Source organism: Sorangiineae bacterium MSr12523 (assembly GCA_037157775.1).
Taxonomy (GTDB): domain Bacteria; phylum Myxococcota_A; class Polyangia; order Polyangiales; family Polyangiaceae; genus Pendulispora; species Pendulispora brunnea.
In genome coordinates, this window is sequence record CP089982.1 from 12,332,707 (window position 1) to 12,357,771 (window position 25,065).

At 66.3% G+C, this 25,065-nt stretch carries 19 protein-coding genes; 12 read left to right on the plus strand and 7 right to left on the minus strand.

Annotated features, from left to right (window positions below; all coding sequences use genetic code 11):
* Positions 1–126 precede the first annotated feature (126 nt).
* Positions 127–396: a DoxX family protein gene (locus tag LZC95_48785; GenBank protein WXA94331.1), complete on the plus strand. Its 270-nt coding sequence runs from the start codon at positions 127–129 to the stop codon at positions 394–396.
* A 3-nt stretch (positions 397–399) separates the two neighbouring features.
* Here the strand turns inward: LZC95_48785 and LZC95_48790 are convergent, their stop codons facing one another.
* Positions 400–864 carry a hypothetical protein gene (locus LZC95_48790; protein ID WXA94332.1) on the minus strand — a complete coding sequence of 155 codons (465 nt, stop codon included), beginning with the start codon at positions 862–864 and terminating at the stop codon, positions 400–402.
* Positions 865–1,861: 997 nt separating this feature from the next.
* Between LZC95_48790 and LZC95_48795 the strand changes: the two genes are divergently transcribed.
* Positions 1,862–2,920: a DUF4241 domain-containing protein gene (locus LZC95_48795; GenBank protein WXA94333.1), complete on the plus strand. Its 1,059-nt coding sequence runs from the start codon at positions 1,862–1,864 to the stop codon at positions 2,918–2,920.
* A gap of 439 nt (positions 2,921–3,359) precedes the next feature.
* On the opposite strand, the gene LZC95_48800 is transcribed toward LZC95_48795, so the two are convergent.
* Both LZC95_48800 and LZC95_48805 read right to left on the minus strand, forming a co-directional pair.
* Complete coding sequence (locus LZC95_48800; GenBank protein WXA94334.1) at positions 3,360–4,319, minus strand: threo-3-hydroxy-L-aspartate ammonia-lyase; 960 nt, start codon at positions 4,317–4,319, stop codon at positions 3,360–3,362.
* 303 nt (positions 4,320–4,622) lie between these two features.
* Positions 4,623–5,471: an oxidoreductase gene (locus tag LZC95_48805; GenBank protein ID WXA94335.1), complete on the minus strand. Its 849-nt coding sequence runs from the start codon at positions 5,469–5,471 to the stop codon at positions 4,623–4,625.
* A gap of 101 nt (positions 5,472–5,572) precedes the next feature.
* On the opposite strand from LZC95_48805, the gene LZC95_48810 reads away from it, so the two are divergent.
* On the plus strand, positions 5,573–6,505 hold the full coding sequence (locus LZC95_48810; protein WXA94336.1) for a LysR family transcriptional regulator: 933 nt from the start codon (positions 5,573–5,575) through the stop codon (positions 6,503–6,505).
* Here the strand turns inward: LZC95_48810 and LZC95_48815 are convergent.
* Both LZC95_48815 and LZC95_48820 read right to left on the minus strand, forming a co-directional pair.
* Entirely contained in the window at positions 6,502–6,819 is a 318-nt protein-coding gene (locus LZC95_48815) for a hypothetical protein (protein ID WXA94337.1), read from the minus strand. The genes LZC95_48810 and LZC95_48815 overlap by 4 nt on opposite strands.
* A gap of 98 nt (positions 6,820–6,917) precedes the next feature.
* Complete coding sequence (locus LZC95_48820) at positions 6,918–7,835, minus strand: LysR family transcriptional regulator (protein ID WXA94338.1); 918 nt, start codon at positions 7,833–7,835, stop codon at positions 6,918–6,920.
* Positions 7,836–7,935: 100 nt separating this feature from the next.
* Between LZC95_48820 and LZC95_48825 the strand changes: the two genes are divergently transcribed.
* The 9 genes from LZC95_48825 (at position 7,936) to LZC95_48865 (ending at position 23,643) form a co-directional block, all read left to right on the plus strand.
* Entirely contained in the window at positions 7,936–8,850 is a 915-nt protein-coding gene (locus tag LZC95_48825; GenBank protein WXA94339.1) for an MBL fold metallo-hydrolase, read from the plus strand.
* 1,205 nt (positions 8,851–10,055) lie between these two features.
* Positions 10,056–11,099 (plus strand): ketoacyl-ACP synthase III family protein, encoded by a 1,044-nt coding sequence (locus LZC95_48830; GenBank protein WXA94340.1) that lies wholly within the window; start codon positions 10,056–10,058, stop codon positions 11,097–11,099.
* Entirely contained in the window at positions 11,096–12,244 is a 1,149-nt protein-coding gene (locus tag LZC95_48835) for an acyl-CoA dehydrogenase family protein (protein ID WXA94341.1), read from the plus strand. The genes LZC95_48830 and LZC95_48835 overlap by 4 nt, the downstream gene beginning before the upstream one ends.
* 53 nt (positions 12,245–12,297) lie before the next feature.
* Positions 12,298–13,683, plus strand: a complete 1,386-nt coding sequence (locus tag LZC95_48840; protein WXA94342.1) for an AMP-binding protein — start codon at positions 12,298–12,300, stop codon at positions 13,681–13,683.
* Positions 13,680–14,420: a class I SAM-dependent methyltransferase gene (locus LZC95_48845; protein ID WXA94343.1), complete on the plus strand. Its 741-nt coding sequence runs from the start codon at positions 13,680–13,682 to the stop codon at positions 14,418–14,420. Before LZC95_48840 ends, LZC95_48845 begins: the two co-directional genes overlap by 4 nt.
* Before the next feature lie 26 nt (positions 14,421–14,446).
* The gene (locus tag LZC95_48850) at positions 14,447–14,761 is read left to right on the plus strand and encodes an acyl carrier protein (protein ID WXA94344.1); all 315 of its coding nucleotides are present in this window, start codon (positions 14,447–14,449) and stop codon (positions 14,759–14,761) included.
* Positions 14,758–16,134, plus strand: a complete 1,377-nt coding sequence (locus LZC95_48855; protein WXA94345.1) for an FAD-dependent oxidoreductase — start codon at positions 14,758–14,760, stop codon at positions 16,132–16,134. Before LZC95_48850 ends, LZC95_48855 begins: the two co-directional genes overlap by 4 nt.
* A gap of 46 nt (positions 16,135–16,180) precedes the next feature.
* Positions 16,181–17,278 (plus strand): ketoacyl-ACP synthase III family protein, encoded by a 1,098-nt coding sequence (locus LZC95_48860; GenBank protein ID WXA94346.1) that lies wholly within the window; start codon positions 16,181–16,183, stop codon positions 17,276–17,278.
* Positions 17,275–23,643 carry an SDR family NAD(P)-dependent oxidoreductase gene (locus LZC95_48865; GenBank protein WXA94347.1) on the plus strand — a complete coding sequence of 2,123 codons (6,369 nt, stop codon included), beginning with the start codon at positions 17,275–17,277 and terminating at the stop codon, positions 23,641–23,643. Before LZC95_48860 ends, LZC95_48865 begins: the two co-directional genes overlap by 4 nt.
* Positions 23,644–23,862: 219 nt before the next feature.
* On the opposite strand, the gene LZC95_48870 is transcribed toward LZC95_48865, so the two are convergent.
* Both LZC95_48870 and LZC95_48875 read right to left on the minus strand, forming a co-directional pair.
* Positions 23,863–24,048 (minus strand): hypothetical protein, encoded by a 186-nt coding sequence (locus tag LZC95_48870; GenBank protein WXA94348.1) that lies wholly within the window; start codon positions 24,046–24,048, stop codon positions 23,863–23,865.
* 279 nt (positions 24,049–24,327) lie between these two features.
* A complete protein-coding gene (locus LZC95_48875) occupies positions 24,328–24,741 on the minus strand; it encodes a transposase (protein WXA94349.1) in 414 nt (137 codons plus the stop codon).
* Between the last annotated feature and the right edge of the window lie 324 nt (positions 24,742–25,065).

Genomic DNA, 25,065 nt, shown 5'->3' on the forward strand with positions numbered 1-25,065 from the left:
ACGGCCATGGGTGCGGGCACCACGCCTCGTGAGGACGACGATGCGACGCCGTAGCGTGGTGCGGGACAAGTGGATCAGTTACCTACGCGTCAGTGCGACCGAGCAGGCGGAGCAGTGAAGTTGTTCATGTCGAAGGACAAATTCGCCAGCATGACTCGCAATAGCGAATGGGCCGAGGAATTCACGCCCGGCGATTTCAAGGCCCTCGGCGTGTTCGAGGCGCTGGGGCTGATCCTGCCCGCCGTTCTCGGCATCGCGCCGATCCTCGTGCCGATAGCGGCTTCGGACCTGACGCTGTACATGGCCGGCGCCATGGCAACGCGGCTACGTCGTGGCGAATACGCTGTGATGATGGGAGACTTCGTCTTCCTCGCTCGATGGCTGCTGGCCAAGTGAAAGTTAGGGACGACCCAGGAAGCGCTCGAGTTGCTGCTCGGCCAGGTCGATCGAGTCCGACACTCCGGGGGGGACCTCGAACGCACGATGCACGTTGCTGCACCCCGCATCGTATTGATATCGAATTGCGTCCGTTGAACCGTTCGCGTCGGATTTGGACCGCACCTCGGTCAACCTTCCGAGCTGGTCGTAAACATACGTCGTCACAGTCCGCACGATCGGCTTCGGCGAATCACGCGTGTGATCGGTTCGAGTCGTTTCGACGCGTCGGCCGGTGTCGTCGTACCTATGCCAAAGCTCGAACCAGAGGACTCCACGGGAAGAGAACCGCGCCTCGTGCAACGCGCGTCCGCTTTCGTCACGCTCGACGCGCCGCTCGGGCGCTCGCACTCCATCTTGCACCCAATATCGTGTGACGACGCGCGGCTCGATGTCATAGACGTACTCGATCACATGTTCGTCATCCATCCGGTATTGCCACGGTTGGTCCGCTACGGTGTTCCACCTGTCAACCCAAGAGGAGTGTACGCTCGTCGGGAGTGCGAGCGTCGGTTGGCCATAATGGAACGTGCCAATGAACGTTCGGACAAAGTACGGGCGGAAGCTTCCACCGACGAAAACAGGGTGAGGACGGAAACAGCCATCATCGCTCTTGTCACATGTCACAAGTGGACTATCGCCCCTGTGGTCGTATGCCGTGTAACGCTCCACCAATTTGACAGGCCGATTTTGTTCGTCGTAGCGGTAGTCCCTGTCGATACCGTCTCGGTCGTTTCTCATCCTCGGACAGGGCTCGTCGTCGCATCGTGGGTCGATGGCACTCTGAACCGGAAGGCGATCGATTCTGCGATGGATATGGACGAGCCGGTCACGAGCGTCATAGGAGAACCAGCTCCTTCGAATGGGCAAGATTTGGACCTGGTCCACGGCGTAGATCAGGCGACCGCGCGAATCGTAGCGGTACTCGGGCGTGACCGCGCGTACGGGCACGACCGGCGACCCCGCGTTTTCCGGCGCGCTCTGACGCACCGTGCACGCGCCAGCGGGCACTGACGGCGTTGCCGTAGGATCGACCGGGACGGGAGCCGGCGGGCGGTGGCCGCACCCGAACACGCCAAAGGCGATGACCCAACCGAGTGCCCTCATATCTCGTTAGACGGTCGAGCGGCCACTTGCATGTATGACGGCGAAGCTTGTCCGGCTCTGCATCCTGCTCCTCGGCACGATGATGCATCTTGCGAGACCGATTGGATGAGGCCAAGCATGTACTCCGGCCGCTCGCGCAGACACATCATCGCGCGCCCGAACATCACGAGCTCGAGTTCCCACGGGGCGATACAAATCGATACACACCGTTACCATCGGTGACAGCGAATCGCCGGCAGTAGGCTACAATGTCGCGGGCGGTGCAAAGAAACACACGGCTACCGGCCATCGTGGATGTGCGGCCATCGAATGCGTCCACATGAAGACGAAAAAACGCTTTGAGGTGCAAGCCAGCGCCATCATCGAGAAGCTTCTTTCCAAGGAGCTTCTCCTCATGAAGAAGGGACGAGATTCCAGTCGTCTCATGCGCGACTTGGCGCGCTTGCTCGAAGCGCCGCCATTGGTATGGTTCAACGAAGAGCCTGAGCCTGAAGAGGTGATGGGCCGTCAGCTCGCGGAGTACATCTCGACGTCCCAGCTGGTAGATGGAGAGCCGCCAACATTGGTGTACTATCAACCCACCCCCGGGGAGGTATCGGGGCGTCAGCTCGCCGAGTTCCTTACGGTGCACGAGCAGGTCGATGAATTGTTTGCCGAAGACGACGATCTCGAGTCCATCCTAAGAGAAACGCCGGCTGCGCCGGAGTTTCGAGGCCATCCCTGGCATGCCCCCGAATGGACACAATGGCTCGCCACGGCCCTCGCCGGAGCGCCACCCGATTGGCAAGGCGCGGTGGAGGTTCTTGAAGCAGGTGAGGTCTCGTTGCCGACGGGCAGGCTGGTCGCGTGCGATCCGTGTTGGGCGCATATCCGGGGGAAGCACTTCGTTCGGGCCGTGAAGCCAGGGACATATCCGCTTTCCCTCGTCGTCTGTCATTTCGAGCACTCGTTGAAGGTGAGGAATGCACTCTCCGTCATTCGTCTCTCGGGCCGCGATCCACGAAGTTGGGAACTCGCGTTGTGCGACGATCAGAAGCTCGACGAGCTTCGCCGCGGCGAAATATATGGCTTTCCCGTCGATGCGGGGATCGGCTGCTACGTCGATGCTGCGCACGTGTCGCTCTTGGAATCAAAGGACGAAAAAATTACCGAAGCCATGCTGCAAGCTTCGCCATCCGTGGGACGAGCCACGATCGATTTCGCGGGCGGATTGCTCACCGTGTTCGTGACCGGTGCCGGTGACGGATGTTACCCGACGTTCTTCGGACTCGATGAAGACGGCGATCCCGCTTGCGTCGTGTCCATATTTGGCATTCTCCCATCACCCTGGCCCCACGTCGAAGACCACGAAGACGAATGGCAGCCATCATCGGGCTAGGAAATCCGCGCCGGCCCGCACTCGAGCGATTTACATCTTGGCAAGCTCATGAGCTCGCCTGAGCAACATTGCAACCGTGGCGTATGGGAAGGCAAAGGTTAGGATCGGCGAGGAGACGAGCGATCGGCTCGACTACCGGCCAGCGTCCTTGGTGCGCGTGCAGACGGCGCGAATCAAATGCGCATCTGCATGCAAGTGCCAAGAGGGCGGAATCGTGATAGGTCGCCTCCGGCGACGCTGCCCGTCGACAAAGGTCTTGCCGGGCCCGGCCTGCTAGCACACGTAGTGATTAGCAAGTATGCCGAGCACATTGAGAGTTCCATCAAAGTGGCCTTTGCCTTCGCAGGTATCGATACTCGCATTTGCACAGCATCATGGTATTCCTACGCGTCTGCTCGACTGGACATGGAACGGACTGGTTGCGGCGTACTCTGCGGCATCACGACGCGAGCAGGGCGTTGAAGCGCTGTAGGTCGACATTGCCTCCCGTCACGATGACGCCCACGCGTTGACCCTCGAGCTTTTCCGGGATCCGTCTTGCTCCGGCAAGGGCGAGGCATCCCGTCGGCTCGACGATGATCTTCATCCGTGAGGCAAACAGCCGCATGCACTCGATCAGGTCGTCGTCGCTGGCCGTCAGGATATCATCGACATCACGTTTGATGATCTCGAACGTGAGATTGCCCAAGTGCTGCGACTGTGCCCCGTCTGCAATGGTATCGGGTATTTCGATATGCATGAGTGAGCCCGAGCGAAGGGATTGTTGGCCGTCGTTGCCAGCTTCCGGTTCGACACCATACAGCTTGGCCCGAGGCGAAAGTGCCCGCAAGGAGAGCGCCGACCCAGCAAGCAAGCCGCCGCCCCCGAGGCACACGAACAATGCATCAAGCTCGCCGACTTCTTCGAACAACTCCTTGGCCACGGTGCCCTGCCCAGCAATAACGTGCGGGTGGTCATACGACGGAATCAAGGTCATGCCTTGTTGTTCGGCCAATTGGCGACCGATCGCCTCGCGATCGTCCTTGTAGCGATCGTAAGAGACGACTTTGCCTCCGTAGTCTCGCGTCGCTGCTATTTTTGAGGGGGGAGCATCGTTGGGCATCAAGATGGTGGCAGGCATGCCGAGTATGCGTGCCGCCAGCGCAATACCCTGAGCATGATTGCCGCCCGAAAATGCTATTGCTCCCGCTCGCCGTTGCCTCTCGTCGAATTTCGATAATGAATTAAAAGCGCCGCGAAATTTGAAAGCACCCGTTCGCTGAAAATTTTCGCATTTGAAGAAAATCTTCGCCCCCACGGCCTCGTCGATGGTGCGGGAGGTCAGTACAGGCGTCCGGTGGGCATGGTCTTTGATGCGCTCGGCAGCCGCAGTGACGTCGTCGAAGGTAGGTAAGGTCATGGGCCCTTTCCATGAGAGAAGAAAAGCCGTCAAGGCGCCAGGGTTTATTGTGCGAGGGTCGAGAGGGAGAGAGTCGAGCGGCAGTTGAAGCCGAATTGCGGAGATATCGGAAGTAGCGCGGCCCGGGCTACGGCTTCACGTGCTCAAACGTCGCGCCCAGTCGGGGGAACGCGAGCCCTCGGGATATACGTTCTTCGAGCTCGTTGCCATCGAGGTGCGCGACGTGGACGTTCTCGATACTCGGAGTTTTTGCGTCCATGGTCGGTGTGCGCTTGTAGCAAGCTTGGGAGCCCACGGCGTTTTTCATGGGGTGTCGACGTTGGTCGATGTCGTCGTCGACTCCCAATCCGCCATTTCCCGGCGCAGTTCGTCCAGCTTCTTCTGTACGAACGAGAGCGCGTCCGGGCCCAAGATCAGATGCGCCGGTGGCGCCGAACTCTCGACGAGTTTTAGGATCGCGGCGGCAGCTTTCGCGGGATCGCCCAGCTGTCGACCGCTGTACTCCTGCCTGCGCTTTCGCAATGGTTCGAAGAGTGCATCGTAGTCCGTAATGCTGCGCGCCGACCGGCGCATCGAGCCACCCGCCCAGTTCGTGCGGAACGAGCCCGGTTCGACCGCGGTGACGGCGATGCCGAACGCGGCGACCTCTTGTCGCAGTGTCTCCGAGAAGCCTTCGAGCGCGAATTTGCTCGCGCAGTAGTAGCCAACGCCAGGAAAGGCAACGAGGCCGCCCATCGAGGTGATGGTGATGATGCGTCCCTTCCGGCGCCGCCGCATGTAGGGAAGGACGCTCTTGATGACGGAAATGGTGCCGAAGACGTTCACCTCGAATTGGCGTTGCAGTTCGTCGAGGTCCGACTCTTCGATGATGCCCTCGTGGCCGTAGCCCGCGTTGTTCACGAGCACGTCGATCGAGCCGAACTCGTTCTCGAGCTCGGTCACGACGCGCTGAACGCCTTTGGCGTCCGTGATGTCGAGTATCGGGGCGATGGCTCGCTCGGGGGCGAGCGCCTCGAACGTGGCTCGAGCGGCCCTGTCTCGTACGGTTCCGAAAACGCGATGCCCGCGTGCGAGCGCGGCTCTACCCAAGGCCAGCCCGAGACCTGAACTGGCACCGGTGATCAAGAAGTTCTGCGGGGCGGAGATCGTCATGGTTCTACCTTCCTCATTGCGAATGCCAACAACGTTAGGATCCGCGCACCGTTCGGACTATCGTGTACAATCCGAACGGGTTATGAGGCCAAGGTGGTATAATGCGCGGGGCTGAATTCGCGGAATTAAAGGCGTTCGTCGCGGTGGTCGACCGTCAAAGCTTCGTGCGAGCCGCCGAATCCCTCCGTATGGCGCCTTCCAGCTTGAGCCAGACGATTCGCTCGCTGGAGACGCGCCTCGGCGTGCCGCTTCTCGTTCGCACCACGCGCAGTGTCGCGCCGACGGAAGCCGGGGTTCGTCTTTACACCCGCTTTCGCGCGGCCATGCTCGAAATGGACGCTGCCGTTTCGGATGCTCTCGAGCGGCGCGACGAGGTCGCCGGCACCGTGCGTCTGCATGCGCCTCGGCTTGCGGTGCAGACCTTCATCGAGCCGATCCTGGGCGAGTTCAACGCGTGCCACCCTGATGTGGTGCTCGACATTTCGGTGAACGAGGTCTCGCTCGACATCGTGAAAGAAGGCCTCGACGTGGGCATGCGTCTCGGCGAATCGGTGGACCGCGATATGCTGGCCGTTCGTCTCGGGAAGCCGTTCCGCACGTTGGCCGTCGCTTCTCCCGAGTATGTCCGTCGCCACGGCGCGCCCAAGTCCCCCGCCGATCTTCGCAATCATCGATGCATCAATTGGCGGCAGCCTGGAACCGAAGGCCTGTACAAATGGGAATTCTTCAAAGGCGGCCAGTGGTTTTCCGTGGCGGTGGAGGGGCCGCTCATCACCTCACACAAGGATTTGGCACTGGCCGCGGCACTTCAAGGGGTCGGAATCGCCTTTTGGGCCGACTACCGCGTGCAACCCTTTCTCGAGCAGGGGAGCCTCGTGGCCTTGCTCGAGCGGTGGTGCGCCCTGCATCCGGGCTGGTTTCTCTATTACCCGAGACAGCGCTGCAGCGCCCCGGCGGTCAAAGCATTCGTCACTTTTCTACGTAAGGCATGGAGCCCAACGGATGGGCGAGGGAAACTCCCTCGCACGCCCTAGAGCCACCTCGCGAACGACTCCGCGTTCGACCACTCCCAGCCCGCGCGCGCGGCGTGCGCCTGCGGCAGGGGGAGGAAGACCGCCTGTTCGCCGCCGAGCTGCTCCCAGTCGACGGATTCATCGCGGTGGGAGACCGAGATCTGGGGTTCACGCGCTGGGTCGCTTCGCTCGCCGAACGATTGCCGATGGGGCCCAAGTCGTTCCGTCTGGCGGCGTGGTCGGGGTTGCAGGACTCCATGCCGCGCGCCGCGCTGCTCTCGATTCATGCGCGCATCGCCCACGCCCAGCGCGCCCAGCCGACGACCTGGGAGCATCTGTCGCTCGTTCAACTGCGCTCACCACCAGGACCTTCGTCTCCCCGTTTCTCGGTCGCCCAGGGGGTGTTCGAGGGCGCCATCGATGCGCGAAACGGTCACTCCGGGCCGGGCACCAGGCGTTGGCGAAGGTGGTCGATGAGGAGCCGCACCTTGGCCGGCGCGCGCTGACTGGGATAAACCGCATAGATGCCGGCGGTGCGCAATCGATAGTCAGGGCCGAGGAGTAGGGCCAATCGACCGGCGCGGATGTCGTCGGCTACCAGATACTCGGGCAGCGCCGAGAGCCCCACGTGATTCAGAATCAACTCGCGAATGGCGCTGGCGCTGTTGACCTCCGCCACCGGGCGCACCCGCACCGCGTGACGGCTTCCGTTGTTGCCGATGAACGTCAAGGTCGATGGGGCCGGAAGCAAGGGGGCCGCGATCCAATCGTGCGCGCTGAGCTCGCCGGGCTCGCGCGGGGTGCCGCGCAGGGCAAGATAGGTCGGTGACGCCACCACCCAGCGGCGGCATTGAGCCAGACGCATCGCGTGCGCGCTGGAGTCACGCAGCCACCCCACGCGGATCGATAGATCGAAGCGCTCGGCCACCAGATCGCGTATCTCGTCGCTGAGCACCAGCTCGACATACAACTTTGGATACCTGCGCATGAACTCGGCCAGCGCGGGCCCCAGGACGGTGACCCCGTAATCGGTGGTGCTGGTGAGGCGCAAGGTGCCGACCAGCGCTTGCCGATCCTGCGAGATGCGCTCGATGGCGGCCTGCGTTTCGGCGAGGATGCGCACGCAATCTGGGTGAAAGGTCAATCCAGCTTCGGTCAGGCTCATCTTGCGGCTGGTGCGGAGCATCAAGGTGATCCCCAGCTCTTCTTCCAGACGCGCCAGGTGCTGGCTCACCATCGCCTTGGTCAACCCCAGCTCACGCGCGGCCGCGGTGAAGGAGCCGGCGCTCACGATCGACGCGAACACCACCAAACGATTCAGGTTTATCTCGCGACCACCGGCCGATCTCATCGTCAACTTCTACTTTACATTGAGTTCTCGATGGGCGCACTTCGCTTCGCCGTGCCGTGAGCCATGATCAGCATGCCATCCCAACCCATCGAGGCCAGTCATGTACAAGCTTGGTTCATCTCTCTTGCCGATATCGCTCGCGGTCGCTGGATTGTCCTGCGCCTCCCCGTCTGCCCCCGGAGCCTCCAGCCCCGGCGGCGCGGGGGCGGAGCCCTCGCTTTCGCTCGTGCCTTACAACCCGGGCGTGAAGGCCATGTTTCCGGTGACGTCCATCCTGGTAACCGGTCGCGATGACGCGCTACTGGTGGATGCGCAGTTTGCCCGCAAGGACGCTCTGAAGCTGGTCGACGCCGTCAAGGCGTCACACAAACGGCTGACGACGATTTACATCAGCCAGGCGGATCCGGATTACTACTTCGGGCTCGACGCGCTCCAGGACGCCTTTCCGGCTGCCAAGATCGTGGCGACCCGCGCCACCGTCGAGCGCATCAAGGCCACGGAAAAGCACAAATTCGGTTATTGGGGCCCCATCCTGAAGGAGGATGCACCGAAGCGCATCGTGGTGCCGGAGCCGCTGGACGGGAGCAAGATCACCTTGGAAGGCCACGCGATCGAGGTGCTCGGGTTGGACGCGGCCCCCGACCGCACCTGCCTGTGGATCCCATCACTCAAGGCGGTGGTGGGTGGCGTGGTGGTCTTCAGCGGCGTGCACGTGTGGATGACCGACACCGAAGCGCCCGGCGCCAGGGCGAATTGGCTGGCCCTGCTGGATCGGATCGAGCAGCTCCAGCCTCGAACCGTGGTGCCCGGGCACTACCTGGAAGGGAGCAAGTTCGATATTAGCGCAGTGCGATTCACGCGCGATTACATTAAAGTGTTCGACGCGGAGGCCGCGAAGGCCGAAAACTCGGCGGCGCTGATGGCAGCCATGGAAAAGCGCTATCCGGAGCTGGGGCTCAAGACTTCGCTGGAGTTCAGCAGCAAGGTCGCCAAGCACGAGATGACCTGGGATTGAGGGTGACCGTTTGGGGCTCGCGAGCCGGTTCCGGAGTTTCAGATCCAGCCTTGGGTCGAAGCGAAACGGGTAGTCAACGCGGGCTACGGAAGGCGTCGATGCACAGCCGGGCATCCGCCACGCGCGCGGCCAAAACGAAATAGATGAGTGCGTAAAGCATTTGGATGCCCACCAAGTCCCATTTCTCGCGCAGGCACGTCCCAAATATACCAGTGCTGCGATGAGGCATCCACCGAGGAACAGCGCCGCGCGAAGCCTTGCGCCGAGAAGAATGGCTAAAGGCGCGGGTTACGTGGAATTTCGTTGGCTACCGAGACCTTCGTTCCACATCGCAATCACGTTCTCAACCCCGGTCGAGAGTCTAAGCCTCGACGATAAACCAAAGATTCGCCTCGGGAACGGCTGGATACTCGACGCTTGGTTGAATAGCCTGAATGATGAAGGGCTCCATGCGGTGCTATCGCAGAGAGTTGCCGGTTCGCTGTCAGACACGGTATCGGAAATGCATTTCGCTACGTGTGTGCTCCCCATTTTTTTTACCGCACGCACAGATACTATCAAGAAGGCAAAGTAGACAGTTGGACCTTGGCGATCGAGGATTGGACGACGGTGCCTTTGACGGGCTCAAGAGTGTTGGCGGATTCGCGGTTACTCGCGTCATGAAGATTGAGCGAGCGAACGGAGACCATTTTACTCCTGCCGAGCTGACTTCCGTACTTGAAAAGATACGATGGCCGCTATCGTCCGTCCGAGGTGCGTGGACAGCTCCGCTCTTCGTGACGGGGTTCAATCAAGACGGGGCGCGAATTTGGGAAGAGTGGGTCTCGACAGCTGGCGAACTTGCCACACATCGTTTCCATTACTCGAATGTCGGTGCACCGCTCGAACGTTTGGGTGGACTGCTTGACGAGAAAGGCAAAGAGCACATTGCGCAATGTGCGTTCATTGGTACGTTGAGGCAAATTCCGGCAAGATCGCGGTTAAGCGCGGGATCGTACTCGCGCTTACCGCCCTCGAACGACTAGTCGTGTGACGTATCAGCCTTCCCCGACGTAAGCTGCACTCGCAGCGCGATTGATCAAGATCTGCCAATCGGTGACCGTGTCACCCTGAAGGTATTTCAGTTTTCCGGTGGCGAGTCGAATGCGGTTTGACTAAATGCGGTTTAGCTATAATGATAGCCATCATCTTGGAGGTAGCTCGCCGTGAAAGTTGATGGCGTTTCGCTCGCGGGCCTGGGCAGCTTCCTGCCCCCGGTCGTCGATATCGGCCAGGCAGTGCGGGACGAACTTATCGACGCGCAGGCGGCACAGCGCTACGGCATCCAAAGCGTGACCGACGCGGGCGACGTGCCGGCACCGGAGCTCGCCCTGCGGGCCACCCGGACCGCCCTCGATCGCGCCGGCCGTGCCGGGCACGAGTTGACCTTGGTGCTCTACGTGAGCGTGTGGCACCAGGGTCCGCACGGATGGTGCCCGCAGTACTACGTCCAACGTGGAATCGGTGCCTCCAAGGCGACGGCGGCCGAGGTTCGGCAGGGCTGCATGGGGATGTTTAGTGCGCTGGAACTCGGCGCCGCCCACCTCATGGCAAGTCCGGCGCATACCCTCGCGCTGCTGACTTCGGGGGACAACTTCAACTCACCCCTGCTGGACCGGTGGCGGTTTAGCCCGCATTTCGTCATGGGTGACGCCGGGTCCGCGATGGTGTTGACCCGTGACGAGGGCTTCGCCCGCCTGTGCGCGATCAACGCCGTCACGTTGCCCGAGTACGAGACAATGCACCGCGACTCGGCGCCGCTGTTCCCACCTGGATCGACGTTGGCCAGGCCGTTGAACTTCAGCGACAGCAAACAGAACTGGCTCGACGCCCGCCCAATTGGCGACGACGGGCCGTTGCGGCTGGTCGCCGCCCAGGACGAGATCGTCTCTCGGACCCTTGAGGAGTCGGGGATCGAAATGGCCGACGTCACCCGTGTCGGCTACGTCAACGGATCGCGTGAGCGGGTCGAGGGCCGCGCGATGATCCCGCTGGGGCTGCCGTTGTCCCGGTCGACGTGGGAGCAGGGCAGGACCGTGGGACACATCGGCGCCAGTGACCAGATCGTGGGGCTGGAACACCTGCTCGCGCGGGGTGAACTGACCGAGGGCGATCATTTCCTGATGCTCGGCGTCGGCCCGGGGTTGAACATCGCCTGTGCGGTCTTCGAGATCCTGCGGACTCCGAAGTGGACGGAGGACGCCGCGTGACCACGACTTCGCGTTTCTCTCCGGCGCCGGCGCCGGCGCCGGCGCGGGATCTGCGGGAGAAGCTGCGAGCCGCGTTTCCGGTCACCGTCACCTCGGACCGGCCCGGCTACACCCGGGAGGACTGGGCGCTTCTCGGCCGGCTTGGCCTGCTGGGTGCCTCGGTTCCGGCGGAGTTGGGCGGAGGTGGCCTGAGCGCGGTGGACACGGCCGCCATGTTCGAGGTCGCGGGCGAGGTTTGTCACGACACCGGGATGCTGTTCGGCGCGGCGGCACAGCTTTTCGCCTGCGCGATGCCACTGGCCGAGTTCCGGTCCACAGCAGTCCACGAGCGGTGGCTCGCCGCGATGTGTGCCGGTGAGGCGATCGCCGGGAACGCGATGACCGAGGCCGACGCCGGTTCCGACACGTCCCGGCTCGCCACGACGGCCACCCGCGTCGAGGGCGGTCACCTGCTAGACGGGACGAAGACCTGGGTGAGCAACGGTCCGGTAGCCGATGTCTATCTGGTTTACGCGACGACCGATCCGGCGGCCAGGCACCTCGGCATCACCGCGTTTCTGGTCGAACGTGCCGACGACGGGGTGCACCCCGGCCCAGCGCATGACAAGGCGGGCCTGCGGTCCTGCCCCGCGGGGCCGCTGCGCCTGGAGCGATGTTTCGTACCGGACGAGCGGACCCTGGGGCCCGCCGGCGCGGGCGCCGCGGTGTTCGGCCATTCGATGTCGTGGGAGCGCGGCTGCCTGTTCGCGCTGTACGTCGGCCTCCAGCAGCGGCTGCTCGATCGCTGCGTAGGCCACGCCCGGCAGCGGCGTCAGTTCGGTCAGCCGATCGGCCAGTTCCAGGCGGTCGCCGACCGGATCGTCGGCATGAAAATGCGTTTGGAGAGTGGCCGGCTGTTGCTGCGGCGGGCCTGTGAGGCCCTCGACGAGGGGTTACCCGAGGCCGGGTGGGCGGCGATGGCGAAGCTGTCGATCTCCGAGGGCACCGTGGCCTCGGCGCTCGACGCGGTGAACCTGCTCGGTGGCGCCGGCTATCTGCGCGACGAGTTGGTGGAATTGGTACTGCGGGACAGCATGCCCGCCACGATTTTCTCCGGCACGTCAGACATTCAGCGCCGGATCGTGGCACGGGAGCTGGGCCTGTGAACCTCCGTGACCTCGTGCCCGTCGCCAGCCGTCGCCACCCGGACACGTTGGCCGTGGCCGATCTCGACGCGGAACTGACCTACGCGGAACTCGACGCCGGCGCCGCCATGTCCGCCGCGGCGCTGCACGCGCGTGGTGTCCGTCCAGGTGACCGGGTGGTGTTGTGGGCCGAGAAAACCGCGGACCTCGTCGTGGTCATGCAGGCGGTACTGCGGATCGGCGCGGTCTACGTTCCCGTCGCGCCCTCCAATCCCCGCGAACGCGTGACCCGCATCGTCGAGGACTGTGCCCCGGTCCTGCTGATCACCGATCGGCGGATCGACTTGGGGATCGACTCGGTCACGCCGGCCGAACTGCGTGGGTTCCGTGGCGACACGGCGCCTCCGGCCGCGCCCATCGCTCCCGACGACCCCGTGTACATCCTCTACACCTCCGGTTCCACCGGCACGCCCAAGGGTGTCGTTCTGTCCGACCGCAACGCCGTGGCGTTCGTCGAGTGGGCCGCGCTCACCGCCGGGGTGGTGCGCGAGGACCGGCTGGCCAACCACGCGTCCTTCAACTTCGACCTGTCCGTGTTCGACCTCTACGCCGCGTTCCTGGCCGGTGCCAGTGTCCACCTGATCCCGGAAACCCTCGCGCAGGTCGCCCCGCTGCTCGTCGACTTCGTGCGCGAGCGCGCGATCACCGTGTGGTACTCGGTCCCTTCCGTACTGCTCCAGATGATTGACACCGGTGGCTTGCTCGACCGAGACCACGGCGCCATGCGGGTGTGCGTCTTCGCGGGCGAACCATTCCCTTTGGCCGCGGTGCAACGGCTTCGCGCGGCCTGGCCGTCGGTACGAATGTTCAATTGGTACGGACCGACCGAGACCAACGTCTGCACCTCGTACGAAGTGACCGAGGCCGACCTGACGCGCACCAGCCCGTTGCCCATCGGCCACTCCGCCTGCGGTAACACGGTGGAACTCGACAGCGACGGGGAGATCGTCGTGACCGGCCCCACCGTGATGCTCGGCTACTGGGGACGCGGGCCGCACCGCGGGCCGTACCGCACGGGCGATCTCGGTCAGCGCGACGCCGAGGGCGTACTGCACTACCTGGGGCGGCGCGACGACCAGCTCAAGATTCGCGGCCACCGGATGGAAGCCGGCGAAATAGAGGCCGCGTTGTCGCTGCGGGCGGAGGTCGAACGGGCTGTGGTGCTGGCGACCGGGGTGGGACCCGACGCCCGGCTGCACGCCGTGGTACGGCCAAGGACCGGATGCCAGCCCGGACTGGCCGCACTGCGCCAGCACTGCGCCGAGCGGCTGCCGCGCTACATGCTCATCGACTCCCTGCACCTCGTTGACGAGATTCCCTTGAACGCCAACGGCAAGGTCGACCGGGCCCGCCTGGCCCGCGAGCTGGCGGCCGCCGTATCCAACGGGGGGACACAGTGACCGAACTGGCGCGGAGCTGGGAAGCGTACTGGGGTGAACTCGCCCGTGAGGACGAACCCGCGCTGTGGGACTCCCCACCGGCGACAGCGGTCGCGATCCACCTGCAGTACGGCCGGCCCTACCTCGACACCTCCCTGCCGATGATCGACTTCGGTTGCGGCAGTGGACGGCAGACGGCGCGGTTGGCCGAGTCGTTCGCCAGGGTCGTCGGTGTCGACATCGCCGAACAGGCGTTGACGCTGGCCCGGCGCGACAACACCGCCCAAAACGTCGAGTACCGGCGAATCGACCTGCTCGACTTCCGCGAGGTCGCCGCGTTAAGAGCGGAGCTGGGTGAGGCGAACGTCTACGTCCGCGGGGTGCTGCACCAGCTTCCGCCGGACGCCAGAGGCCAGGCGCTGCAAGGCATCCGTGAGCTGCTGGGCCGAGGCGGCCACCTCGTCGCGCACGAGCTGACGGACCGGACCCGCTGGGTGGTGCAGTCGCTGTTCGAGGCCGATGGACCCGAACCGGAGAAGTTCGAGCGGCTGCGCCGCCACTTCGGCTTCGGTACACCGGCCCTGCTCGGGGAGGAAAGGCAGCTCGACGCGCTGCTGACCCGCGGGGGGTTACACGTCGTGGCCTCGGGTGAGAACACCTTGCAGACCACCCAACTCGGTGACGACGGAGCACCCGTCGAGCTGCCCACCGAGTGGGCGATCGCCCAGAACCCGCCGCCACCCCGGCACGACGACTGACCCACCGACCCCGAAGGCGAGCAACCATGTCCGAGAACACCGAGTCCGACAACATCGAGCTACACGACCGGATCCTGGCTTTCGTCCGCGACGAGCTGGCCACCACCACCGAACGCGAGGGGCTGACCGCCACGACGCCGCTGCTCGAAGCGGGGATCCTCGATTCGCTGCGTACGGCGCGGCTCATCGCCTGGCTCCGGGACGATCTGAAGGTGCGGGTACCGCCCCTGGCGATGACGGGAAAGAACTTCCACAACATCGACCGCATCACGGATCTCGTCGCCAGCCTGCGCGCCACTTTGACCAGCGCGATCGCTCTTGGGAAGGAGCCCGCGAGATGAGCCGCACCCCAGCGACGACCGGCCGGGACTTCGACTTCGACGTCGCGGTGATCGGCGGCGGACCGGCCGGCTCGACCACCGCGTCCTACTTGGCTAAGGCCGGACTGTCCGTGGCCGTGTTCGAGAGTGAGATGTTCCCCCGGGAGCACGTCGGGGAGTCGCTGGTGCCGGCGACCACACCGGTTTTGCTCGAAATCGGGGCCATGGACAAGATCGAGGCGGCCGGGTTTCCGCGCAAGTACGGCGCGGCCTGGACGGCGGCGAACGGCGACGGGATCGACCCGCTGGGATTTCGCGTGCACGAACACGGGTTCGGCACCGCCGACGTGTTGTTCAACGAGCGCGAGCAACTCGGCGTCGACCGCGACTACACCTTTCACGTCGACCGCGGCCAGTTCGACCTGATCCTGCTCAAGCACGCCGAGAGCCTCGGCGCGAAGGTGTTCTGCGGTGTCCGGGTGCACCAGGTCGACTTCGCCGACCGGGACCGCCCGGTCCTCGACGTCGGCATGGGGCCCACCCGTACGCCGGTGCGCGCCCGCATGGTGGTGGACGCCAGCGGCCGTTCGACACTACTCGGCCGTCAGCTCAAGGTGAAGGTGCCCGACCCGGAGTTCAACCAGTACGCCGTGCACAGCTGGTTCAAGGGTCTCGACCGGACCGCGCTGACCGACAGCGGTCATCGGGCCGACTATATCTTCATCCACTTCCTCCCGCTGCACGATACCTGGGTGTGGCAGATCCCGATCACGGACACCATCACCTCGGTCGGTGTCGTCACGCAGAAGTCCCGTTTCAAGGAAGCAAAGGACGACCTCGAACAGTTCTTCTGGAACTCCGTGGCGAGCCGGCCCGAACTGTTCGACGCGCTCAAACAGACCGAGAGGCTGCGTCCGTTCAAATCGGAGGGCGACTACAGCTACGGGATGCGCAAGGTCGCCGACGACTCGATGCTCCTGGTCGGGGACGCCGCCCGGTTCGTCGACCCGATCTTCTCCAGCGGTGTGTCGGTCGCGATGAACAGCGCCCGCCTCGCCTGCGTCGACATCATCGCCGCGGCGGCGGCCGGCGACTTCCGCGCGCACCGGTTCGACACCTACGTCCGCAGGCTCCGGCGCGGCGTGTCGAACTGGTACGAGTTCATTTCGATCTACTACCGGCTCAACATCCTCTTCACCGCGTTCGTACAGGACCCCCGTTATCGCGTGGGCGTGCTGAAGCTGTTGCAGGGAGACGTCTACGATGACGAGGAACCGCCCGCGCTGATCGCGATGCGCGAGTTCCTCGCGGCCGTCGAGGCCGATCCGACCCATCTCTGGCATTCCAAGCTGGGCAATCTTCGCGTCTCCCAGGAGTCGAGATGCCTATTCTGAGTGGACGACGACGGCGAACGCCCCTGAGTCCCGGCCAGGGATCCGCATGAGGCCGGCGAACGTGTTCCTGTCCGGTCTCGGGTGCTGGCTGCCACCCGCGTACCCCGCTTCCGAGGCGGTCGCCTCGGGCCTGTACGACGCCACGGCCTACGCCGAGAGCAAGCTGCGCGGTGTTCGGGTCGCCGGGTCGGAGTCGCCACCGGAAATGGCGGTGTGCGCCGCGCGGACGGCACTCGACCGGTCCCCCGGCGGTGCTGCAGCGATCGGGACGGTGCTGCACTGCTCGGCGTTCTACCAGGGGCCCGAGTTGTGGTCGCCGGCCGCGTACATCATGCGGGAGCTGGGCATCACGGGGGCAGGCGGCACCGAGATCCGTAACGGGTGCAACAGCATGCTCAGCGGTCTCCAACTGGCGGCCGCCCTGCTGTCGCACCAGCCGGCCAGCCGTCCGGACATCCTGCTAAGCACGGCGGACAACTTCAACTCGCCGTTGATCAACCGGTGGGACGTCGGCTCGATGGGTGTGGTCGGCGCCGACGCGGCCAGCTCGGTCGTGGTCAGCCCGGTCGCCGGCTTCGCCAGCGTCGACGCGGTCGTCTCGCGGGTCTATCCGGAGTTCGAGGGGATGGCGCGCGGCGACGAGCCGCTGTTCCCGCCCACCGGATCGGCGGGCCGGCGGATCGACCCCGTGGCACGCGCCCAGCAGTTCAACGAGCGCGTGCGGGAGATCGGCGGGATGAGTGTCCCCGAGGGCATCGCGAAAGCCTGCTCGGAGACGGCGTTCGCCGCCCTGGACGAGGCCGGCGTCGAGGCCGGGGACCTGCGCTGGGTCCTCGTGCCCAACGGTGACGAGGCGACCACCCGCAACTGCATGATGGAGCCGCTCGGCCTGGACGTCTCCCGTTCGCAGTGGGAGTTCGGCTGCGGAATCGGGCACGCCTCGTCCAACGACCAATTCATCGCCCTCGACCATCTTCTCCGCTCCGGCCAGCTCGACGCGGGCGACCATGTCCTGATCTTCGGTGGCGCTCCGGGATGGTCGGCCATGGCGGTGATCCTCACCATCACCGAAGTGCCTCGCTGGGCACGGGGATCGACCGGACACGAGGTGTTGGCGACGTCACCAGGAGGAGGCGCGCATTGACGCGGCAGAAGGACCCGGTGGCCATGGAACCGATCGCGATCGTGGGGATGGCGTGCGAGTTCCCCGGCGCGGACGGTGTCGCGGCGTTCTGGAAAATGCAGCTCGACGGGGTGGACGCCACCACCGACGTGCCCGCCGACCGGTTTCCCATCGACACCTTCCACGACCCCCGCCCGCGCACGCCAGGACGGACCATCAGTCGCCGCGGCGGCTTTCTGCCCGACATCCGGGGCTTCGACGCCCGCTATTTCGGCATCTCCGGCCGCGAGGCCAGCCACATGGACCCGCAGCAGCGGCTACTCCTCCAGACCGCCGCCGCGGCCGTGCGGGACGCGGGACTGACGTTGGAGCAGTTGGCCGGAAGCCCGACCGCGGTCGTCGTCGGGCAGCGCACCGCCGAGTACTGGGACCTGCTGCGAGCCGCCGGGGCGCTGGACATCTACGCCAACATCGGGACCTCCCGCAGCGTCCTGTCCGGCCGCCTGTCGTTCTTCTTCGACCTGCGCGGGCCGAGCACCTCCGTCGACACCGCCTGCTCGTCGTCGCTGGTCGCCGTGCACCAGGCGTGCGCCGCGCTGCGCAGCGGGGAGGCGACCCTCGCGCTGGCCGCGGGCGTCAACCTGGTGCTCACCCCGGAGGAGAGCATCACGTTTTCCCAGGCGGACATGCTGTCGGCGGACGGGCTGTGCAAGTTCGGCGCGGCCGGCGCCGACGGCTTCGTCCGCAGTGACGGCGTCGGTGTCGTCGTCCTCAAGCCGCTGGCGCGGGCCGAAGCGGACGGGGACCGGATCTACGCGGTCATCCACGGCTCGGCGGTCGAAAATGAGGGCCGCAGCAGCGGCTACCTGATGACCCCTTCGGAGACCGCCCAGATCGACATGATGCGGCACACCTGTGCCCGCGGCGGCGTCGACCCGCGGGTCGTCGGCTACGTGGAGGCGCACGGCACCGGCACACCCATCGGCGACCCGATCGAACTGCGCGGCCTGGACGCGGTGTACGGCACCGGAGCGGGTCGCACCCCCGCGGACCCCCTGCTGGTCGGCTCGGTGAAGACGAACATCGGCCACACCGAGGCGGCCGCCGGCATCGCGGCCGTCATCAAGGCGGCGCTCTGCGTCGCGCGGGGTGTGATCCCGCCCAGCCTGCACAGCGGCCGGCTGACCGACGCGGTGGACTGGGACCGCATGGCGGTGGAGATCCCGCAGGCCACCCGCGACTGGGGCCGCGACGGCACTCTCCGGTACGCCGCCGTCAGCTCGTTCGGCATTTCCGGCACCAACGCCCACGTCGTGCTCGGCGAGCACCGTCCCACGGTCGTACCGCCGCCCGCCGATCACCGGCCGTACCTGCTCGCGCTGTCGGCGCATACGCCCGCCGCGCTGTCGGAACTCGCCGACGCCTACGCGGACTTCCTCGGACCGGACGGGGAAGGCCGCCGGCACACTCTGCGCGACGTCAGTTTCAGCGCGCTGACCCGCAGCACCCATCACCGACACCGGATGACCGTTCTCGCCCTGGATCATGACCAGGTCGTCCGGCAGCTTCGCAAGGGACGGCCGGTCGTCGTCGCCAACCCCGGCGCCGCGTGGAAGACCGTCTTCGTGTTCCCCGGCCAGGGCTCTCAGTGGGCCGGAATGGGGCTCCGCCTCCTGCGGACCTCCGCGGTCTTCCGGGAAACGGTCGAGCAGTGTGACCGGCACGTCCGCGCCGAGCGTGGCTGGTCGGTGCTCGACCGCCTGGCCACCGACAACCCGGCGGACTGGCCGATCGACGTGGTGCAGCCGCTGCTCTGGGCGATGGAGGTCGGGCTGGCCGCGCTTTGGCGGTCGTGGGGCGTCACGCCCGACGTGGTGATCGGGCACAGCATGGGCGAGGTCGCGGCCGCCTGCGTCGCCGGCGCGCTCACCCTGGCCGACGGCGCCGCGGTGATCTGCCGCCGCAGCGCGCTGCTCAAGGAGATCGCCGGCGCCGGGTCCATGGCCGCCGTCGACCTGCCCGCCGACGAGCTGCGGCGGAGACTCGCCGACGTGCCGGACGTCGACGTCGCGGCGAGCAACGCCCCACGGCGCGCCATCATCTCGGGGCACGCGCCCGCGGTGGAGAAAGTGCTGGCCGAGTTGGCCGAGCAGGAGGTCTTCGCCAGGGTCGTGAAGGTGGACGTGGCCTCGCACAGCAATCAGGTCGACTCCCTGCTGGACGCGCTGCGCGCCGCCCTTGAGCCGATCCGGCCCCGCAAGGCCGAGCTGCCGCTGCGCTCGACGGTGACCGGTGACCTGCTGACCGGCGAGGAGCTGGACGCCGGCTATTGGGTGCGCAACCTCCGCGACGAGGTCCGGTTCCACGCGGCCGTCGACGTCGAGACCGCCGAGACCGGGTCGGCGGTCGTCATCGAGATGAGCCCGCACCCGATCCTCACCTCGGCGGTGAAGGAGTGCCTGCCGCAGGAACGCGTTGGTGACCAGGTGGTGCCGTCGCTGCTGCGCGACACCGACGACCTGACCGCGCTGCTGACCTCCGCCGGGCAGCTCTACCAGGCCGGATATCCGCTGCGCCACGGCGCGCTGTTCGACGAGCCGGCCGCGTACGTGGGGCTGCCGGCCTATCCGTGGCAGCGCGCCGAGTTCTGGTTCGAGCCGCTGGCCGAACCGCACGTCCCTGGCGAACACCCACTGCTCGGCGCGCACACCGTCCTCGACGACGGCACGCACCGGTGGGAAGGCCCCATCGACCTTAGCCGCAATGCCTACCTGCTTGATCATCGAATGCGGGACCAGGTCATCCTGCCGGGCGCGGCGTACCTGGAACTGGCGTCGGTGGCAGGCGCCACCGTGACCGCTACCGACGTCGTCGTCCGGTGCGTCCGCTACGAGCAGGCGCTCTTCCTCACCGCGGAGGCCCCGCCGCTGTTGCGGGTAACGCTGCGGCGAACGGGTCGGCTGTGGAGGTTCGACATCGCCACCGCCGATGGCACCGGCTGGATCCGGCACGCGCACGGCCAGCTGGAGGAAGCGTCCCCCGACCTCCCCCTCCTGGACCTGCCAGGGGAAACTCCCCACCAGATCGCCACCCGCGTTCCCGACCACCTCAGCGGCGCGGAGTTCTACCGCCGGCTCGCGGCTCGCAGCAACGAGTGGCACGGCGTCTTCCAGAGCATCGGGCAGGTGTGGCGTGGTGCGGACGAGGCGCTGGCCGAGGTCGTCGTCCCGCCCGGCCTCGCCGAGTACGAACGGCACCACGTCCATCCGGCTGTCCTCGACGCCTGTGAGCAGGTGCTCGCGGCCACCCTGCCCGATTTGGCGGTCCCCGGCGAGGAACACGCCTTCATCCTGTCGTCGGTCGACGCGTTCCGCCGCCACAGGCCACTGACCGGGACCTTGTACAGCCATGTGGTGCGGCGTGATCTGACGGCCGAGTCGTTCAGCGGCGACATCGCCATCCGCGACGAGCAGGGCACGCTGGTGGCCGAGTTCCGCGGCCTGAGGTTCCGCTGGCTGCTGCGCAGGACACAGCCGGGCCCGCTGGTCGACTGGCTCTACGAGGCGCGGTGGAAGCCGGCCGCCGCCCCGGTGCCGCGGGCGGCCACCGGTGCCTGGCTGGTGTTCGAGGACGAGGATTTCGGGCCCCGGCTCGCCCCGGCGCACGGCACGCGGATCTCCGTACTGCCCGGCGAGAGGTACGAGCGCACGGGCGTTGGGGCGTACCGCATCGACCCGTTCCGGTTCGACGACTACGCCCGGCTCCTGTCCGAGGTCGGCCGCGCTCACCCCGACGGCGTCGCAGCCGTGGTCCACTTGTGGGGCCTACGGGCGGCACAGCAGGTGGGTGCGGTGCCGCTGGGGCTCGGCAGCGCGCTGTTGGTGGACCGGGCGCTATCCATCGTGCAATGGGACGGCTCGCTCCCACGGCTCGTACTCGTCACCCGTGGTGCTGAGACGGTCACGAAGGGTGATGGAGTGCCGGATGCGGACCAGGCTGCCATCTGGGGCTTCGGACGTACGGCGGCGAGCGAGCTGTTCGACGTCCGGCACACCCTCATCGACCTGGACCCGGCCCACGGAACAACACAGATCGCAGCGCTGGCCCGGGAGATCGAGGCGGCCGACGCGGCCGAGGACCAGATCGCGCTGCGGGCGGACGCCCGGTACGTCCTGCGGCTGCGTCGCAGCTCCCCAGCACCGGGCGCACCGGGCGGCGACGGAATCACGGAGGTCGTGTCGGCGGTCGGCAGCCGCACGGGCCTGGTGCGCGCGGAGGTCGAGGCGCGTCCCCCGGCCGCCGGCCAGGTGCAGATCGCCGCGGCGTACGGTGGGGTCGGTTTCCGTGACGTGCTCCAGGCCGGCGGGACCGATCCCGGTCCGGACGACGGCCGACTGGGTTGGGAGACCGCCGGAGTCGTGACGGCGACCGGTACCGGAGTGCGCGGACTACAGGTGGGGGATCGCGTGGTCGCCGTCGCCCGTCCGGGACTGGCCACGCGGATCCTCGCCGACCGGCGGCTGACCCACCGGGTCCCTGACGGTCTCGGTCTCAAGGAGGCCGCCACCGTGCCCGTCTCCTACCTGACGGCCTGGTACGGCCTCATCGAGCTGGCCGCGCTCCGCGAGGGCGAGAAGGTCCTCATCCACTCGGCCACCGGCGGCGTGGGACTCGCCGCGATCCAGGTTGCCAGGTGGCGGGGCGCCGAGATCTTCGCCACCGCCGGCAGCGAGAGGCGGCGAGCCTTGCTGCGGACGATGGGCGTCGACCACGTCGCCGACTCTCGGGGCGACTTCGCCACTCCACTGCTGGAGACGACGCTGGGAGCGGGGGTGGACGTCATCCTCAACTCGCTGACCGGAGCCGCCGCCGACCGGAATTTCGGCCTGCTCGCCCCGTACGGGCGCTACGTGGAACTGGCCAAGCCCGACGGCCGGTCGACCGTGCCGGGCAACCTGCCACCCAACGGTTGCTTCCACGTCCTCGACCTCGCCGCGCGTTGCCGGGAACACCCCGGGCAGGCCGGGGCGCTGCTCGGCCGGATACTGCGCCTGGTCGCGGCCGGGGAACTCGCTCCGCTGCCCGCCGAGGTCTACCCACTGGACGACGTCGGCTCGGCGTTCGACGACATGGCCGCGACCCGGCACATCGGCAAGGTGCTCATCGACCTGCAGGTCCCGGCGGGCCCACCCGCGCCCGCAGCGACCGCGATGCGGCCGGACGCCACCTACCTGGTGACCGGCGGCGCCGGCGGCATCGGCTCCGAGCTGGCCCGCTGGCTCGTCGCCCACGGCGCCCGCCACCTGCTGCTCACCGGCCGTTCGGTGCCCGGCCCGGCCTCGCCGGACGGCGGCGACCTCGCGGCCCTGCTGGAGGAACTGCGCGGCCAGGGCGCCGAGGTGCAGTACGCCCCGGTGGACACGTCCGACGAGCGGTCGATGCGCCGGCTGGTCGACGTCCGCCGCGCCGCCGGCCGTCCACCGGTGCGGGGCGTCTTCCACACCGCCGGCGTCTTCCTGTACAAGCCGATCGGTGAGACCACCCTGCGAGACCTGGAGGCCGTGCTGCGGCCGAAGGTGGCGGGCGCCCGCGTGCTGGATCGTCTCTTCGCGGACGATCTCGACCATTTCGTGCTGTTCTCCTCCGGGAACGCCCTGCTGGCCTCACCCCAGGTCGCGGCGGGTGCCGCCGCCAACGCGGCCCTCGATGCGATCGCCCGTGGCCGTCGCGGCCGGGGACACCGGGCGCTCACGGTGAACTGGGGCTTCTGGACCGACCGGGGCATGGCCGCGAGGGCGGGGGCCGAACTCGGGCGAAACCTGATCCCGCGCGGCATGGCGGGCTTCACCGCCGAGGCTGGGCTCGCCGTACTGGACCATCTCCTGGCCACAGACGCCGGGGACACCGTGGTCATGCCGGTGGACTGGGCGCGGTGGCGGGCCGCGTACCCGGTCGCGGCCGCTTCCCCGTTCCTGCGGGACGTCGTCGACGGCGCGCCCGAGCCGCCGGCCCCCGTGCCCGCACCCCAGGTCGCCCCGGTTCCGCCCAGCGCGCCGCGGCTCCGGCCAGCACCCCCGGCGCCGCCCCCGCGAAAGGTGGCCACAAACGGGAACGGGACGGCGCCAGCCAACCCGGGGCCAGCGCCAGCGGCTCCCGTGGACCGGGCGAAACTGTTCCTGGCCACGGTCGCCGCCATCCTGCGCGTCAGCGCCGAGCATCTCGATCCGGACCGAGACCTGACCAGCCAGGGACTCGACTCACTGATGGCGGCCCAGCTCCGCCAGGAGGTGCACCGCTCGCACGGGGTACTGCTGCCGGCCAAGAAGATTCTCAGCCAGATGACGCTCAGCGACCTCACCGACCAGCTGGTGCCACACCAGGCTTGAGCGAGACCAGACCACGTCCGGCGATCAAGGGGAGGTCCATGGCGGTGAGTAGGCCGGGGTGGGCGGATCTTGTGGTTGTCGTCGGTCGAGTAGTCGAGGATCTCCTGGCAGTGGACCTCGTCGATCCGTTGGCTCAGTGATGTCAGGGCCAGTGGCAGCGCGTCGTTGGCGAAGCCGGGGTCGATGGCTGGACTGACGGAGCTATCGAGCGCAGCGCTACTATAGGGACTGGCTGGGCGGAGGCGGGATGGTGATCTTGCCCAAGGGGGCTTGGAGCTCTTTAGGCAGGACTCGACACAGGTCGCGCAGGTACTCCTCGGAATCGAGGCCCGCGTGACGCGCCGACCCGATGAGCGAGAGCCACGTGCAGGCCACTTCCGCCGCATCGTCGAAGCGCAGGTGCATCCAATTCTTCCGGCCAATGGTTACATGCCGGATCTCGCGTTCGATGTCGTTGTTCGAGAGCGGGATTCTTCCGTTAGCTAGACTAGTCAAAAAATCGCGTGAGCGCTTCCCAACGATTTCGACTGTATCGAAGGGCACGCGAGAGGGGGCCACGCGGATCCACCGTCGGAGCATCCAGCAACCGGTCGCGTTCACGGGCGAAGTGCTCGATCACGGGAGCGAAGCGCTCTTTTCGTACAGCGAGACGATCTCCAGCGGAAAGGCTGGCGGCGTCTCTCTCTACGGCAAAGAGTGTGTCGGCGAGTTCGACAAAGGTCGTGCGCGAGCATCGGTCGGCATGGCAAAGAAATACTTGCGCCTGCAATGGGCCATACCCCCCGCCTCCGTCGCCCCATAGCGCGGGCGAAAGAGGTCGTCGTATACGCTCGAGGCGTCCGCCACCACGATATCTTGGAATCCATCGAGCCAGCTTTTTGGCATATCGCGGGTGTGAAGCGCCGAATAACGGAAAAAGACCTGTGCGCGGTCGGCAAGCAGCACCCAGATATGGGCTCTTCGATCGTGCGCGCTGTCCATGATGCGGACCCCCGTTGCGTCGATGCCCATCACCTGGCACTTGGTCACCGCCTGCTCCCATGCCGCATCGACGACGACGCGCGCCACGGGCTCGGCAAGCTTTTCCCAGGAGCTCAATGTGGAAACGGGATGTGTGCGCCTTGCCGGGCGATGATCTTCGAAAAGCGCGTGTACGGTATTTGGTCTCCCCATTTCGAATGAATCGTATGGGCGAGCATGGCGGGGTCAGGCAAGCTACGTGGAGCATGATCCGAGTGGCCATGCGTATTATGCGTCGCGGCGCATAATACGCATTATGCGCGGACGGTGATTATGCGTTGACGGCGAGCCAAGTGACCGCAAAGACTAGCCGCGGCGGCTTCCGACGAATCTCAGTGCTCGGGCAATAGGAACGCGCGCTCTGGCGCGGGACGCTCCGCCTGCTGAGCGCGATCTGCTCGG

What these genes read in the sequence shown, in the direction of transcription:
- LZC95_48815 (WXA94337.1), bottom strand. Translation starts at nt 6,819, where the DNA reads ATGCTCCCAGGTCGTCGGCTGGGCGCGCTGGGCGTGGGCGATGCGCGC.
- LZC95_48855 (WXA94345.1), top strand. Translation starts at nt 14,758, where the DNA reads ATGAGCCGCACCCCAGCGACGACCGGCCGGGACTTCGACTTCGACGTC.
- LZC95_48870 (WXA94348.1), bottom strand. Translation starts at nt 24,048, where the DNA reads ATGCACCTGCGCTTCGACGATGCGGCGGAAGTGGCCTGCACGTGGCTC.
- LZC95_48820 (WXA94338.1), bottom strand. Translation starts at nt 7,835, where the DNA reads ATGAGATCGGCCGGTGGTCGCGAGATAAACCTGAATCGTTTGGTGGTG.
- LZC95_48785 (WXA94331.1), top strand. Translation starts at nt 127, where the DNA reads ATGTCGAAGGACAAATTCGCCAGCATGACTCGCAATAGCGAATGGGCC.
- LZC95_48860 (WXA94346.1), top strand. Translation starts at nt 16,181, where the DNA reads ATGAGGCCGGCGAACGTGTTCCTGTCCGGTCTCGGGTGCTGGCTGCCA.
- LZC95_48800 (WXA94334.1), bottom strand. Translation starts at nt 4,319, where the DNA reads ATGACCTTACCTACCTTCGACGACGTCACTGCGGCTGCCGAGCGCATC.
- LZC95_48805 (WXA94335.1), bottom strand. Translation starts at nt 5,471, where the DNA reads ATGACGATCTCCGCCCCGCAGAACTTCTTGATCACCGGTGCCAGTTCA.
- LZC95_48850 (WXA94344.1), top strand. Translation starts at nt 14,447, where the DNA reads ATGTCCGAGAACACCGAGTCCGACAACATCGAGCTACACGACCGGATC.
- LZC95_48790 (WXA94332.1), bottom strand. Translation starts at nt 864, where the DNA reads ATGGATGACGAACATGTGATCGAGTACGTCTATGACATCGAGCCGCGC.
- LZC95_48810 (WXA94336.1), top strand. Translation starts at nt 5,573, where the DNA reads ATGCGCGGGGCTGAATTCGCGGAATTAAAGGCGTTCGTCGCGGTGGTC.
- LZC95_48825 (WXA94339.1), top strand. Translation starts at nt 7,936, where the DNA reads ATGTACAAGCTTGGTTCATCTCTCTTGCCGATATCGCTCGCGGTCGCT.
- LZC95_48795 (WXA94333.1), top strand. Translation starts at nt 1,862, where the DNA reads ATGAAGACGAAAAAACGCTTTGAGGTGCAAGCCAGCGCCATCATCGAG.